The sequence below is a fragment of the Oceanospirillum sanctuarii genome, from assembly GCF_002150805.1.
Lineage (GTDB): Bacteria > Pseudomonadota > Gammaproteobacteria > Pseudomonadales > Halomonadaceae > Oceanospirillum > Oceanospirillum sanctuarii.
This window is the reverse complement of record NZ_MTBA01000001.1, coordinates 487,958-503,436: the sequence shown is the minus strand read 5'-3', so window position 1 is coordinate 503,436 and position 15,479 is coordinate 487,958. Positions and strand designations below refer to the sequence as shown.

The 15,479-nt window shown below is 49.5% G+C and carries 11 protein-coding genes; 5 read left to right on the top strand and 6 right to left on the bottom strand.

What is annotated here, in order from left to right:
- Positions 1-37 precede the first annotated feature (37 nt).
- From BV405_RS02215 to BV405_RS17535, 3 genes are all read left to right on the top strand, one after another.
- Positions 38-2,002, top strand: a complete 1,965-nt coding sequence (locus BV405_RS02215) for an acetoacetate--CoA ligase (RefSeq protein WP_086479210.1) — start codon at positions 38-40, stop codon at positions 2,000-2,002.
- Positions 2,003-2,306: 304 nt separating this feature from the next.
- The gene (locus BV405_RS02210; protein ID WP_086479209.1) at positions 2,307-3,167 is read left to right on the top strand and encodes a hypothetical protein; all 861 of its coding nucleotides are present in this window, start codon (positions 2,307-2,309) and stop codon (positions 3,165-3,167) included.
- A gap of 15 nt (positions 3,168-3,182) precedes the next feature.
- Entirely contained in the window at positions 3,183-3,677 is a 495-nt protein-coding gene (locus BV405_RS17535) for a hypothetical protein (RefSeq protein ID WP_140054425.1), read from the top strand.
- A 29-nt stretch (positions 3,678-3,706) separates the two neighbouring features.
- Here the strand turns inward: BV405_RS17535 and BV405_RS02200 are convergent, their stop codons facing one another.
- The 6 genes from BV405_RS02200 to paaN form a co-directional block, all read right to left on the bottom strand.
- Entirely contained in the window at positions 3,707-4,750 is a 1,044-nt protein-coding gene (locus BV405_RS02200) for an HD domain-containing phosphohydrolase (RefSeq protein ID WP_245832214.1), read from the bottom strand.
- 160 nt (positions 4,751-4,910) lie between these two features.
- Positions 4,911-8,462 carry a response regulator gene (locus BV405_RS02195; RefSeq protein ID WP_176330014.1) on the bottom strand — a complete coding sequence of 1,184 codons (3,552 nt, stop codon included), beginning with the start codon at positions 8,460-8,462 and terminating at the stop codon, positions 4,911-4,913.
- Positions 8,446-9,354, bottom strand: a complete 909-nt coding sequence (locus tag BV405_RS02190; protein ID WP_086479206.1) for a cytochrome-c peroxidase — start codon at positions 9,352-9,354, stop codon at positions 8,446-8,448. Before BV405_RS02190 ends, BV405_RS02195 begins: the two co-directional genes overlap by 17 nt.
- Before the next feature lie 308 nt (positions 9,355-9,662).
- Positions 9,663-10,448 (bottom strand): enoyl-CoA hydratase, encoded by a 786-nt coding sequence (locus tag BV405_RS02185; protein ID WP_086479205.1) that lies wholly within the window; start codon positions 10,446-10,448, stop codon positions 9,663-9,665.
- Between the two features lie 71 nt (positions 10,449-10,519).
- The gene (gene paaY / locus BV405_RS02180; RefSeq protein ID WP_086479204.1) at positions 10,520-11,152 is read right to left on the bottom strand and encodes a phenylacetic acid degradation protein PaaY; all 633 of its coding nucleotides are present in this window, start codon (positions 11,150-11,152) and stop codon (positions 10,520-10,522) included.
- Between the two features lie 195 nt (positions 11,153-11,347).
- On the bottom strand, positions 11,348-13,015 hold the full coding sequence (gene paaN / locus BV405_RS02175; RefSeq protein WP_086479203.1) for a phenylacetic acid degradation protein PaaN: 1,668 nt from the start codon (positions 13,013-13,015) through the stop codon (positions 11,348-11,350).
- An 887-nt stretch (positions 13,016-13,902) separates the two neighbouring features.
- Between paaN and paaF the strand changes: the two genes are divergently transcribed.
- On the top strand, positions 13,903-14,676 hold the full coding sequence (paaF, locus tag BV405_RS02170) for a 2,3-dehydroadipyl-CoA hydratase PaaF (protein WP_086479202.1): 774 nt from the start codon (positions 13,903-13,905) through the stop codon (positions 14,674-14,676).
- A gap of 3 nt (positions 14,677-14,679) precedes the next feature.
- Positions 14,680-15,471, top strand: coding sequence for a 2-(1,2-epoxy-1,2-dihydrophenyl)acetyl-CoA isomerase PaaG (paaG, locus tag BV405_RS02165; RefSeq protein WP_086479201.1), 792 nt, complete (start codon positions 14,680-14,682; stop codon positions 15,469-15,471).
- Positions 15,472-15,479: the final 8 nt, after the last annotated feature.

Genomic DNA, 15,479 nt, shown 5'->3' with positions numbered 1-15,479 from the left:
AAAACGTCACAGGATCTGCAAGAAGGAGCAAACACCCATGAGTGCGCCCCTATGGCAACCCAGTTCACAACGTATCGAAAGCAGCAATCTGCAACACTTTATCCAACAGGTCAATGCTACCCAGTCACTGACCCTTACCGACTACTCAGACCTGTACAACTGGAGTATCGATAAGACAGAGGATTTCTGGTCTGAGCTTTGGGATTTTGCCGGCGTTATCGCCGACAAGAAAAGCGAAACGGTTCTGGAAAATCCGGAAAAAATGCCTGGTGCCCGCTGGTTTCCCGACAGCAAGCTGAACTTTGCCGAAAACCTACTGAAATTCCGTGACGACCGCACCGCTATCGTCTTCCGTGGCGAAAAAGGTCAACGTAAATCTCTGACCTACAACGAGCTTTATCTTCAGGTTGCCCAGTACGCTGCCGGTCTTAAAAAGATGGGCGTTGTTAAAGGTGATCGTGTTGCTGGTTTTGTTCCTAACTGCGCTGAAACCCTGATTGCGATGCTGGCAACCACCTCAATCGGTGCTGTCTGGTCATCCTGTTCGCCGGACTTTGGCATTAACGGTGTGTATGACCGCTTTGGTCAGATCAAGCCTAAAGTACTCTTCACCACCGATGGTTACTTCTACGCCAAGAAGACGCTGGACTCCCTGGAGAAAGTTTCCGGTATTCTGGAGCGCCTGCCTGAAATTGAACACGTCGTTGTACTGCCCTTTGTTGATGAAAACCCGGATCTGTCCACCCTGACAGAACCGGCTAAAAGCAAGGCAACGCTGTTGTCAGATTTTGTTGATGCCTCAGCCAATGAGATCAGTTTTGAGCCGGTAGACTTCGATCACCCGCTGTACATTATGTACTCCTCGGGTACGACCGGCGTGCCTAAGTGTATCGTGCACTCCGTTGGCGGCACCCTGATTCAGCACCTGAAAGAACATCTGCTGCACACTGACGTAAAACGGGATGATGTACTTTTCTACTACACCACCTGTGGCTGGATGATGTGGAACTGGCTGGTGTCTGGCCTTGCCACAGGCTGCACCGTGCTGCTGTACGATGGCTCTCCATTCCACCCTCGTCCGAATGTACTGTGGAATATCGCAGAAGAGGAAGGCATAAGTATCTTTGGAACCTCGGCAAAATATATCGCCGCACTTGAGAAGGTGGGTGTTAAACCTCGCGAGACCCATAACCTTGAGAAGCTGAAGGCTGTGCTTTCCACCGGCTCGCCACTGGCCCACGAAAGCTTTGATTATGTTTACCGTGATATCAAAGAGGATCTGTGCCTGTCATCCATCTCAGGTGGTACAGATATCGTCTCCTGCTTTGCACTGGGCTGCCCTACCCGCCCGGTTTACGCTGGCGAGCTGCAGTGTCGCGGCCTTGCAATGGCGGTTGATATCTTTGATGACAACGGTAAAGCGATTCACGGTGACAAAGGCGAGCTGGTTTGTATTAAGCCTTTCCCATCCATGCCGATCGGCTTCTGGAACGATCCTGAAGGCGAGAAGTACCATGATGCCTACTTTGCCTCCTTCGATAATGTCTGGGCTCACGGTGACTATGCGGAAATCACAGCTCACGACGGCCTGATTATCCATGGCCGATCGGATGCCGTACTGAATCCAGGTGGCGTACGTATTGGTACCGCCGAGATCTACCGTCAGGTGGAGAAAGTTGATCAGGTGATGGAAAGTCTCTGTATCGGTCAGGATTGGCAGGATGATGTTCGCGTTGTGCTCTTTGTGCGCATGAAGGAAGGCTTTGAACTGACTTCTGAGATCGAAAAAGAGATTAAAGACACCATCCGTGCAAACACGACTCCGCGTCATGTACCGGCTAAGGTGATTGAAGTCAGCGATATCCCACGCACCATTAGTGGCAAAATCGTTGAGCTTGCAGTGCGCAATGTGGTGCACAATCGCCCGGTGAAGAACACAGATGCACTGGCAAATCCTGAGGCTCTGGAGCTTTATAAAGACCTGCCTCAGCTGCAAAGCTAAAGAAACGACCAAGAAAGCAAAAAAAGATGGGTGTTACAAAGAAAAGTCGGCGGTTTATTAAACTAAAGACTAAACTGATTTATACCAGCTCTTTGATGCATCTCTAGTGTTTTAAATAACTCTCGTGTTGTTGTTATAACCACCCCTCGGGGTGGTTTTTTTTGCCCTGAATATCGCCAGCCCCGCAAATACGATCTCGATAGACTTTTCTTAAGACTCTTTCGTTAGATAGCATATCCTAAAAGCCGGCGCAGCATTTGATGCTATGATGTTGCAACTAGCCCCCATAACACGGACGTTATGCATGAAAGATAAGCTCAGTGACCTCTTTATAGCCCTGCTATCTCGTTTAGCTGTAGCCTTCGTGGCTGTCTATTACGTCTTTTCCGCTTTTTTTGGCCTGATCAGCAAAGGTATTGTTCCCATCCCTCTGTTTCTTGTAAGGCGTCGGGTTAGCAAAGTGTTAAAACGATTACCGCTAGAACTGGGTATTGATGATATTCAGCGACGGACCGACGCTGGCATAGTGACTGACTTTGCTCTCTTCGACCTGACATTACACACAGCAACAGGCCAAAGCGTGTTCATTCCGAATATCCGCTACCTAGAGATAACTGAAACAAACCTACATCCGACACCCGCTCCCGAGTGGATCAAACGTAAGATCCATCATCTGATGCAACGCCGCTTTCAGGACTCCCCCATCAGCTTTGTTGAACTGGTTTACGCCAGCAAATCTCAGATACTGCCCAGCTTTGACCTTATCTTCAGGGACAATTACAGCCGTTACAGGGTTATGAAGGAAGTCATGCTTAAAGACATCAATGCAGCCTGTTTCAGCCAATGGCTTGAGGCAGAGAGCTTCGAAAGCTGGTTTCAGGAAGAATATACCCGCCAATTCGGTAGCATGAATCCGGAATTGGCCACGCTTTTTGAGCAGGTGAAATCGGTATTTACCGGCAAATTTCCCAACAGTCCATATCAGCTGATTGAGATACACTACGAGGATCCGGAAAAACAAAATCTGAGATTGTTTTTTGAAGATCTGAGAGAAGCTGTGCCCAGTGAAAACAGCAACAAACGTATCATCAAGGAGAAGGTGATTCCGGTTAGCCCCATTACCAGTGATCTTTTCGAAGACCACTGGTCTGGCAACCACCTTTAAATGACCTTATAAGAGATGTCAGCGGCAGATCAGCACTCTTTCAGGCGATCTTTAACCTCAAGGATTTTTGGCAGGACACGTTTAAAAGCATCAACGACACGCGGGTCAAAGTGCTTGCTTTTCTGTTCTTCAAACAGGGATACAGCCTCCGGAATCGTCCAGGCTTTTTTGTATGGACGCTCAGAGACGAGAGCATCAAAAACATCTGCCAGAGGCTGGTTTCAGGAAGAATATACCCGCCAATTCGGTAGCATGAATCCGGAATTGGCCACGCTTTTTGAGCAGGTGAAATCGGTATTGACCGGCAAATTTCCCAACAGTCCATATCAGCTGATTGAGATACGCTACGAGGATCCGGAGAAACAAAATCTGAGATTGTTTTTTGAAGATCAGAGAGAAGCTATGCCCAGCGGAAACAGCAACAAACGTATCATCAAGGAGAAGGTCATTCCGGTTAGCCCCATTACCAGTGATCTTTTCGAAGACCACTGGTCTGGCAACCACCTTTAAACGACCGTATAAGAGATGTCAGCGGCAGATCAGCACTCTTTCAGGCGATCTTTAACCTCAAGGATTTTTGGCAGGACACGTTTAAAAGCATCAACGACACGTGGGTCAAAGTGCTTACTTTTCTGCTCTTCAAACAGGGATACCGCCTCCGGAATCGTCCAGGCTTTTTTGTATGGACGCTCAGAGACGAGAGCATCAAAAACATCTGCCAGAGAAGCGATACGGGCGACCAGAGGAATATTTTCTCCTGCCAGGCCTTTCGGATAGCCGGTTCCGTCCCATTTTTCATGATGATACAGCGCAATTTCACGAGCCACATGCAGAAGCTCTGAATCCGGGTTATCGAGAATCTTGGCACCAATTTCCGGATGGAATTTGATGGTATCGAACTCTTCCGTCGTCAGACGACCTGGCTTACAGAGAATCGCATCCGGAATCCCCAGCTTGCCGATATCATGCATTGGGGCTGCGGCAGCAAGGGTTTCCGCATCAGCAGCCGAAAAGCCCATCTCCAATGCGATCAGGCGGGCATACTCAGCCATGCGTTGAACATGAAGACCGGTTTCATTGTCTTTGTATTCTGCCGCCAAACCCAGACGGCGAATCAGCTCCTTGCGGGAGCGCTCAAGCTCTTCGGTTCGACGGGATACTTCCAGTTCAAGCTCACGCTTTTGCATCGCCAAAGCCAGATGGGTTTTGATGCGCGCCAGAATAATCGGCGGACTGAAAGGCTTACTGATGTAATCCACCGCACCCAGAGCAAGGCCTTTCTCCTCATCGCCCACTTCACTCATGGCGCTGACAAAGATGATAGGAATATGTTTTGAACGGGGATCCTGCTTCAGCTGACGGCAAACTTCATAACCGTCGATACCCGGCATCATAATATCCAGCAGAATCAGATCCGGCTGTTGCTCACCGAACACCCGATTAAAAGCCTGCTCACCATCTTTGGCGACCAGAGTTTTATAGTCTGATTTCAATAACCCGACCAGCACACTGATATTTAACGGTGAATCATCAACAATCAGAATACGTGGACGTTCCATGTTAGTGTTTTGCTGTTCTTGCATCGGGTCTTTAGATTCCTGCTCGAAAAAACTTTTCTTATGCCCGGATTAAATACGTTTATCCAGGGCAATCTCGGCTCATAGGTACTTGTTGAAATGTGTACTTGTTCGTTTGCACGAATTAACCGTTTTTAATGGCTTGTCTTTTGCGCTGCCTGATGACTTAGTACTGCAGTTCGGTTAACAGGTTAAGCGCTTCATCAAATTCATAAACTTCAGCATGCTCCATCACCTGAATCGCCAGCGCCATCTGATCAGCATCCAGCTGAAGCAGCTCTAAAAGCTCCGGCAGCAGGTCCAGCACCTCAGGATCACCCTGCTCCAGCAGATTCATAATCTGAGGAACCAGATCTTTCAGACGCTCTCCACCATCTTTACGGGATATCGAAGGCTGTAGACTGGCTGCGAAGCTGTTCTTATCATCCTTAGCCACCGAATCTCCGGCTAGTGCTTTAGCCTTACTCTGCATGCATTCAGTGACAGAATTGATAACTCGCAGCAGCTCTTCATTAAGCGGCTTAAGATCTTCATTGCTTGGTAGCATCTGATCAAAGCCCATGCGCTCAATGATATCGACATTATGAGCAACATCTTCCATCCCCAGAGTTGCTGAAGTCCCTTTGAGGGTATGCAGCCAACGCTTGAGGGTATCCCAGTCTCCAGTCGCCATCAGTTCCAGCGCTGGTTCTACGCCTCGCTGATAGTCACTGCAGAACTGAGCCATCAGCTTCATCAGCAGTTTGACGTTGCCGCCCAGCGAATGCATCGCCTTGTTGATGTTCACTCCCGGCAGATAGCAGGGGATCTCAATACCATCAACATCATTCAAAGCTTCGGGAGAATAGCCGGAGATCACTCTAGGCTCAATCCAGCGAATCAGTTTTTCCTTAAGTTTCTCAGGATCGATTGGTTTAGCAATATGATCCTGCATACCAACCGCCAAACAATGCTCTACATCTTCACTTTGCGCATGGGCTGTCATGGCAATAATCGGTGGTGTTTTTGGCAGTTGCATCTGCAGAATCTGGCCCGTCGCCTGCAAACCATCAACTTCCGGCATCTGAATATCCATAAATACCAGATCAAATTCGCTCTGCTGAAGGGCATTAACCGCTTCACGACCGTTGCCCACCACTGTCAAATCAAGGCCGTATGGCTCAAGAAGACCGGTAATGACTTCCTGATTGATCAGGTTGTCTTCTGCAATCAGTACTTTGGCCCCAAGCAGGGCGTTAATCTCATCACCTTCACGGAACAGCGTACGAATCGTCGGTCCCTGATGAGTCCGGGAGCGTTTGACAACCGTCTGCTGAATCGCATTCAACAGATGGGAACCTGTGACCGGTTTCAGCAGAACGCCATCAATCAGGTTATGGTTGATGCGACGCTGCAGATCCTCACCACCGTGAGCTGTCAGCATCAGAATCGCTGGCTGCCATGGCAGAGAGGAGTTATTGCGAACTGCTTTTGCCACTTCAAAGCCATCCATGATCGGCATTTGCCAGTCGATCAGGAGCACATTAAAGGGCTCTTCGCCAATGGCAGAAGCATTTACCAAACGATTCAGGCCTGCTGGAGCGTCCGATTCCGTCTCGACAGCCACTCCCTGAGATTCAAGCAGCTCCCGAACCCCCTGAAGCGCAGTATTGTCGTCATCTACCGCCAGAACGCGGATACTGCCCAGATCAATCTGCTCCGCAGAGCCGTCTTCCTCATGTCGCTTAAAGCTGAGAGTGATGAAGAACTCACTACCTTCGCCTTCAACAGAGTGCACTCCGATCTCGCCGTTCATCAGCTCAACCAGCTGCTTGCTGATCGCCAGCCCCAATCCGGTTCCGCCGTATTGACGGGTTGTTGAGGTATCCGCCTGAGAGAAGGACTGGAACAAACGTCCAATCTGCTCTTTGGACAGACCAATACCCGTATCGGTTACCGAGAAGCGAACCCTGACCTGTTCTTCACTCTCTTCCAGCAACTGACCGGAAACAACTACCTCGCCTTTATTGGTGAACTTGATGGCGTTATTGACCAGATTCAGCAGTACCTGCCCAAGACGCAAAGGATCACCTTCCAAGCCATGAGGAATACGCTCATCGATATCAAACAAAAGGGGCAGATTCTTTTCATTGGCTTTTACAGATGCCACATCCGCTAAGTGATTGATCACATTGTCTAAACGGAAAGGAATCTGTTCGACATCCAGACGGCCAGCCTCGATTTTCGAGAAGTCCAGAATGTCGTTGATAATGGACAGCAGATTCTGAGCAGAATGCTGAATTTTGTCGATATAACCTATGACCTGTTCATCTTCAGACGCCTGACGCGCCAGGTGGCTCATACCGATTACAGCATTCATCGGTGTACGGATCTCATGACTCATGTTGGCCAGAAAATCACCTTTAGCCTTATTGGCAACTTCAGCGCGCTCTTTCTCAGCGGTAAGTGCTCGCTCAGTCTGCTTAATGGCTGAGATATCGGTTCGCACGGAGATGATGGACGCAACCTGACGCTCCTCATCCAGAATAGGAACCACAGTCGCATTAACCCAGTAGAGGTTGCCATCTTTACGACGATTACAAACTTCGTCATGCCAGGTTTCGCCACTAAGCACCTGATCCCATAGTGCCTTGAAGAAGCCTTTCGGGTGCACCCCTGAGTTCACAACTTTATGGGTACTGCCGATCAGTTCCGCTTCACTAAACCCGGAGACATCAACAAACTTCTTATTAACGTATTCAATTCGGCCACGGGGATCGGTAATGCTGACAATGGCATGCTCATCCATCGCCTTTTTGTAGGCCGTTAGAGTACTGTTCGTCTTAAGCAAGCGTTCCTGAGTAAACTTGAGTCGCACAAGGGCGATAATCACAGCGCTGATCAGCAGGACCACGGCTGCCAGCAGTGTCCAGCGACTCTGGCGTTGCTGCTCCTGCGCTTTGGTCACCCAATCTTCAAAACGGGTATCAAAGCTATCAAGGTGGTAGTAACTCGGCAGCTCCGTTAAACGGGTGGCATTTTCACGAATACGTTGAGTTGAAAGCATCAGGCCGTCGACATAGCGCACCACACGGCCAAAGGCTTTTTGCGCCTGAGCTGAGGGAATGGCATCGGCATCGATACGAATCTGCTCAAGCTCTGCCTCAAGACGTAATGCTGTACTGTCAGATGGTAAAGCAGCATAGCGAAGCGCTATCAGCATCATTTTAACCATTTGCAGATCATAGTCTTTGACCATGTCTGTTGGCAGGTCTGACTTCTGCAGTTCACCTTCAGCTTTAATGAAAACACTCTCAAGCTGAGTCACCGACAAGCCGTAAAGCGCCGAGGCAGACGACACATTGAGAATTATTTCCTGTAGCTCATCCAGACTATTGGCATAGCGCTCCCAACTGCGGGAAGCATCTTCAATATTGCCGCGCACCTTACCGAGATGAACATCCACCTGATAAACGCTGGAATACAACTGATCAAGTAAGGAGATAATCTCTTCTCTTGGATCATCCCGATGTCCGGATGTCAGCAGAGCCGTCTCGGCACGTAACTGGGAAAGAATATTTTTCTGCAGCTGAATCTCATGGCGAATTTCGTTCTGCTGAATATCAGACGTTGGCTGCAGCAGATAAACCATCACGGGAAACAACAGCATCAGGCCAGCAATACAGGCCCAAAGCACCGCCGTTGAGAGCTTTTGCCAGAATTTAGCGTTCATATTCATAGCGCACAGGGCCCTCAAAATCACTGATCGAGCTTTCATTGCTCATTAAAAACAACCGTATCTTCTCAAGTTCCTGAGCCGTCACCGCCGTTGCATTATGCTTTTGACTCATACGGCGAATCGCATCTGCAAGGGTTGGCGCTGAACCATCGCTAAAATAAGGAGCAGAAAGGGACAAATTGCGAAGTCGTGGCACCTGCACTTCTCTCAGGGAATCTTCGTCAACGCTTTCGATATAGACCATCCCCCCCATGCCTTTACCGGTATGGCAATAGACACAGCCCTTCTGCTCAAAGAGAACCATCCCCATCTGCTCAGCAGGCGTCAGGGCGATCAGTTCACCACGCATATAGCGATCATAGCGACTGTTAGAGGTCTGAATGGTTTCCAGATATGCAGCAACGGACTTAAACACGGCCCCTGCACTGGCCCGGCCAAAACTTGCGGTAGAGATGCTGCTAAGGGTCGAATCTTTTTTCAGGGTGACAAAAATATCCAGTACTGACACACCCTGGTTGGTCTTCATGCAACGCTCAACTGCTGCCACTAAGGAGAAAACCGGATCCTGAGAGAAATAACCGATCTTATGCTTCATGTTAAACAAAGCCGGCGTTGAAAGCTCTGTCAGCTGGCCATCATCTTTAGTGGAGTAAGGCACACGATCAGAAAAACCATGCTCTGGCCGGTGGCAGGAACTACAGGCGGTTTCTCCGGATGCGGAAAAACGTCGATCAGAAAAGATCAGCTTACCCAGTTTAAGAATCTGGGGATCCGCTGACACAGAAGTGTCGGCATAGAGGTTTTCAAGCGGTGCCAGTATCAGGATTAAGAAAAGTCCTGACAGGGCGATCCGTGCCTGCGGCCCCACTCCATTAAGGGAAAATGCAATCAATTGCCAGCCTACCTAATCTTCGCCGTTACGAACTGAATTGGCCTGAGACCAACTCATATTAAAAGCTAATATAGCAAGAGTACCATTTAAAATACTGCATTTTAAATACTCTTTAGTCGTTACAACCCTGTAACCTTCAGATTTATCAGGATATTTTTAATAAATCTAAGTTAATTATTATCAAGCAGACGCTAAAAAACCATTAGATTTTGTGGGAAAAGCGGTATTAGGAGAAAATCTTAGCCATTTTTTGATCTGGCTTAAGGGTCGCCGGAAGGAATCCGACGACCGGAAGGAATCAAACAGAATTACTTATGCTTGAACTCAGGCTTACGCTTTTCAACAAATGCAGCCATACCCTCTTTCTGATCTTCAGTCGCGAAAGTTGAAGCAAAGGCGCGACGCTCAAAACGCAGACCTTCCTGCAGCGTGCTTTCAAAGGCCACATTAACCGCCTCTTTCGCCATATAAACTACCGGACGTGATAGCTTAGCGATCTTACCCGCTACCTTCAGCGCTTCTGCTTCCAGCTCTTCAACCGGCAGAATACGGCTTACAAGACCTGCACGCTCTGCTTCTTCAGCATCCATCATGCGACCGGTCAGGCACATCTCCATCGCTTTCGCCTTGCCGACAGCACGAGTCAGACGCTGGGTACCACCGGCTCCCGGAATCGTACCAATATTGATCTCCGGCTGACCAAATTTGGCAGTTTCAGAAGCCAGAATAAAGTCACATGCCATCGCCATCTCGCAGCCACCGCCCAGTGCAAAACCAGAAACGGCAGCAATAATCGGTTTACGGGCGGTATTCAGACTGTCCCAGCCATCTCGGCGGTTATACGGGAAATCGCTCAGGAACAGATCGATAAAAGACTGGTCTTCCATGTCTTTAATATCGGCACCGGCGGCGAATGCCTTCTCGTTTCCGGTAATCACCATAGCGCCAATTTCGTCATCCGCCTGAAAGGCTTCAATCGCCTGACCCACTTCAGTAATCAGCGCCATGGACAGTGCATTCATCGCCTGCGGACGGTTGAGCTGAATCCAGCCAACGGCACCACGAGCTTCAACAATAATATTTTCGTAGGACACCTTGGTCTCCTTAATCTGTAGCTTTTTTATTCTTAGTCAGACAGTCCGAAATGAAAGACATCGGATGCCAATCAGGATTCGTCGGACTGCTTCACTTCATACAGCGGCTTAACATCCGGAATTTCTACGCGTTTACGATCTGCTTCAGGCTCTGTCAGCGGTGCAACCCGCTCCATGGTCTTGAGGCAACGCACCGCCAGATTCTGATACTCAGCAGTGCCTTTACCCTTCCAGGCGATCTCTTTATCCGACAGTTCGCGAATCACTTTGGCGGGAGTTCCTGCCATCAAAGATCGCGGCGGGCATTCAAAATCTGCTTTAACAAAGGCACAGGCCGCAACAATGGAAGATTCGCCGATTCGGGCGTTGTCCATGATCACCGCATTCATGCCGACCAACGCATTCTTACCGATATGACAGCCGTGTAGTACAGCGCCATGGCCGATATGACCATCTTCTTCGATGATGGTATCGGTGCCCGGAAAGCCATGCATCACGCAGGTATCCTGAACATTGGCACCTTTTTTAATCACCAGACGGCCAAAATCACCACGCAGACAGGCATTCGGTCCGATGTAGCAGTTCGGCCCGACGATGACGTCACCAATCAGCACCGCAGTGGGATGAACATAAGCCGTTGGGTCAACAACAGGCACAATACCGTCGATACTGTAAACCTGCCCCTGAAAATCGTTGTTCTGCATCGCGTTATCCTTCTTATTCTGGTTTCTTCAATCATCTAAAGAGTATCAGACAGGCCATTCCCGCGATCAAAAAACCATGACCTCAAGAACACCTGATAAGCACACAACCTTTACGTGATAAAAGAGAAACTGCAGACAGAAAAACGCCCTCAGATGAGGGCGCTTTACAGACCCTGTTACAGGCCTAAGTCAGTCTTATGCGTGACGGCGGCTCTGAACCACAACGAAACGACGGGATACAAATGCTGTATCTGTCAGAGACGCATTAGCAGCAGGGTTGCCGCCAGTCGCGTGGAAGTCACTGAAGGCTGCAGACTGGTTAACGAACACGCCACCATCCAGATTCACAGACAGTGCAACTTTTGCGTCCATCGCCAACTCTTCAGCCTGATCCAGGATTGCATCATCTGTGGAGTAGATACCCAGAGTGATCGCGCCTTTCTCAGAGATCACCTGATTCGCCAGCTCCATGCTGTGAGCGGTGCTGTCAGTAGCGATCAGGAAAGATACTGGGCCAAAGCGCTCTTCGCTGTACTTCTCGATATCAGAAGCATCAACCTTCAGAATCAGTGGCGTGTGAACTTCAGCATTCGGGAACTGTGGGTTGTCCAGTTTCTGGCTTGCCAGAACCACTTCACCCAGAGATTCGCACTCTTTAATACGAGCTACGGTCGCCGGAGCCTGAATCGCACCCAGAACCATGCAAGCGCGATCGTTGTCACTCAGGAACTTAGAAGTCGCAACAGACAGAGCTTCAGCAACTTCATCAAAGCTCATTTGAGCATCGCCAGCTTTGATACCATCACGCGGGATGTAGATCGCCTGAGTTGTAGTACACATCTGACCGGAGTACAGGCTCAGAGTGAACGCCAGGTTACGGGCTACCGCTTTGATATCTGCAACGCTGTCGATGATCACAGTGTTTACACCAGCTTTCTCGGTGAATACCTGCGCCTGAGTCGCGTTCTGCTCCAGCCAGTTACCGAAGAAGCTGGAACCTGTGAAGTCGATCAGCTTCACATCTTTATGAGTTGCCAGTTCTTTCGTGATTGGCGCTTCCAGAGTGTCTGCAACCATAGATACGATGTGCGGCGCAAAACCTGCTTCTTTCAGCACGTCCTGAGCGATTTTCACAGAGATAGCCGCTGGCAGGATAGATGCTGGGTGCGGCTTAACAATAACCGGGTTACCGGTTACCAGAGACGCGAACATGCCAGGGTAAGTGTTCCAGGTTGGGAACGTTGAACAACCCACAACAACAGATACACCACGTGGCACGATGTGGAACTTCTTGTTCAGAACCAGAGGATCATGTTTACCCTGAGGCTTAGTCCAGGTCGCATCAGCCGGAACTTCTTTCATGGCACGGTAGCCGTAAGCAACAGCTTCCAGACCACGATCCTGTGCGTGAGGGCCACCGGCCTGGAAAGCCATCATGAAGCCCTGACCGGAGGTGTGCATCACAGCGTGTGCGATTTCGAAGCTGCGCTTGTTCAGACGATCCAGAATTTCCAGGCAGATTCCTGCACGAACATCAGGACCCGCATCACGCCATGCTTTGGTTTCTTGCTTCATCGCAGCGATCAGCTGGTCGAAGTCAACCTGAGGGTAACGCACGCCCATGTCGATGCCGTAAGGGGAAACTTCACCCTCTACTTCACCAACAATGCCCGGCATCTCCAGCTCAAAAGATTTGCCCAGAGCGGCTTTGAATGCAGCTTCGCCGTCAGCAGCGGCAGTTTCACCGTAAGCACGCGGGCTTGGGTTCTCAGGATATGGCGTCCAGTAATCACGGGCTTTGATGGCGCTTACCGCCTGCTCCAGAGTTTCCTGATGACGCTGAAAAAACTGTTCTTGACTCATTTTATCGTTCTCTCCAAGTTATTCCGTATCACATTATTATTGTGTAAACCCTGTGACACGCATCTGGTGCCAGAGCACCTGCAGCTTGATCGTTTTTGATACCAAACTCATCGAACCACTTCAGTAAAAATGTAGCGCTAAGCCCTCAGCCAGAGCGGCCATCAGCTTAATTTCCCTGCAGCGGATTCAAAGTTGAATCGGATCATTTTTGTGGACTCAATCTCTGTCTCGTAAATCTTCCTGCTTCGGCAAGCCTCACCACAAAACCTTGTTTCTTTGCAGTTAAAACCTGCAGCAGACTCAGGCGTTGTCTATTCTTAGCTAATCTTCAGAAGATGCAGCTGTACTAAGAATAGAAGAGGAATAGAAGAGTTTTGTCCTGTTTAAACAATGGCTTCAAGATACACCATAATTTGCGATACCGAAACCCTGCCATTCAATTTAACTCTTGTATCCCTTTGCATCTTTACGGTAGTCTTTATCACAGAACAAAAAGAATTCTGTCCGCTTATCTCTGCAGTAACGGACATCAATGACACCAGACAATCGGACGACTGGCTCCACGATCTGAAGGTTTCATAGAGGTCAACAGAACCGAAGAAACCTCCTTCTATCGTTGGATACTGCACCAGCCCTCCCCGTCAGCCCATTCAGTGCTTCTGTAAAAAGCGCTCAGGGAATACCTGACAGACTGCATGTCAGTGTCATAAAGAAGTCAGATACAGTCACAACAAGTTTTCACAGCACCACATAAGAAAACTATACAAGGGAACCCAAAGCAGGTTGCCAACAGAAGATGACTGACCAGTACTTCATGCAGAGAGAAATCAGCCGGAATTCCAATAACAAGCTTTTTAAAAGCAATACTGCAACCGGATACTGCCTGAATGACATATCAGACTATTACCACTCAATCTCTTGAGGGTGTTCTGACGATCACTCTTAACCGACCTGAGGCTTTCAATGCACTGAATACTCTGCTGCTCAGCGAAGTTGCAGATGTGCTTGATCAGGCCGACCAGGATGAATCCATTCGCGTCGCTGTTATTACCGGAGGCCCAAAGGTCTTCGCAGCTGGTGCTGACATCAAAGAGATGGCGGCACTGGACGCTGTTGGCGTAATGAACGACGCCCGCCCGAAACACTGGCGCCGCATCTACCAATTCAGCAAACCCCTTATCGGTGCCGTCAACGGTTACGCTCTGGGCGGCGGCTGTGAACTGGTTATGCATTGCGACATCGTTATCGCCGGTGACAACGCCCTCTTCGGCCAGCCTGAAATCAATCTTGGCATCATCCCAGGTGCTGGTGGCACACAACGCCTGATCCGCACCGTTGGCAAGCCACTGGCGATGAAGATGGTTCTGAGCGGCGAGATGATCGACGCCAAAACAGCACTTCAGGCCAACCTGATTGCTGAGGTGGTTATCCCTGAGAAAACCATCGAACGCGCCCACCAGCTGGCTAAAACCATCGCTAAGAAGCCGCCTATTGCGGTTCGTCTGGCGAAAGAAGCCCTGCTTAAAGCTTTTGAAACCGATCTCGAATCCGGCCTGAACATTGAGCGTAAGTCTTTCACGCTGCTGGCTGCTACCGAAGATCGCCAGGAAGGCATTGCTGCCTTTATGGAAAAACGTAAACCTGAATTTAAAGGACGCTGAGTCATGTCATTCAACAACATCGAATTTGTGATTGAGGATGGCGCAGCCATTCTGACCTTCAACCGCCCGGACAGTCTGAACAGCTTTAACGCTGAGATGCATGCTGAAGTTCGTGAAGCGCTGAAAGAAGTTAAGAAAAACCCTGAAGTGCGCTCATTGGTTATCACAGGTAATGGCCGTGGTTTCTGTGCAGGTCAGGATCTGAGTGACCGTAATGTTGCTCCGGGTGCTGAAGCACCGAATCTGGGTGAGTCCATCGAGAAAAACTACAACCCTATGATCCGCACAATCCGAGCTCTGGAAATGCCGGTTATCTGCGCGGTTAATGGTGTAGCTGCAGGCGCGGGTGCCAACATCGCACTGGCTTGCGACATCGTATTCGCTGCTAAATCCGCCAAATTCATTCAGGCATTCTGCAAAATCGGCCTGATTCCTGATTCCGGCGGTACCTGGACTCTGCCTCACACCGTAGGTCAGGCTCGTGCGATGGCGCTGTCTATGCTGGGCGACCGTGTTTCTGCTGAAGATGCCGAAAAGATGGGCATGATCTGGAAAGCGGTAGACGACGAAGCGCTGAAAGAAACTGCTATCGCAACCGCTAAAGAGCTGGCAACTCAACCAACGAAAGGCCTGGCGCTTATCAAACGTGCTATTCAGGCATCTGCAACCAACACTCTGGATGAGCAGCTGGATCTGGAACGTGATCTGCAAACCATCGCAGGCCGCACCGAGGATTACCGTGAAGGCGTTGCTGCCTTTATGGAAAAACGCCAGCCATCCTTCAAAGGTCAGTAAGGTTTAGT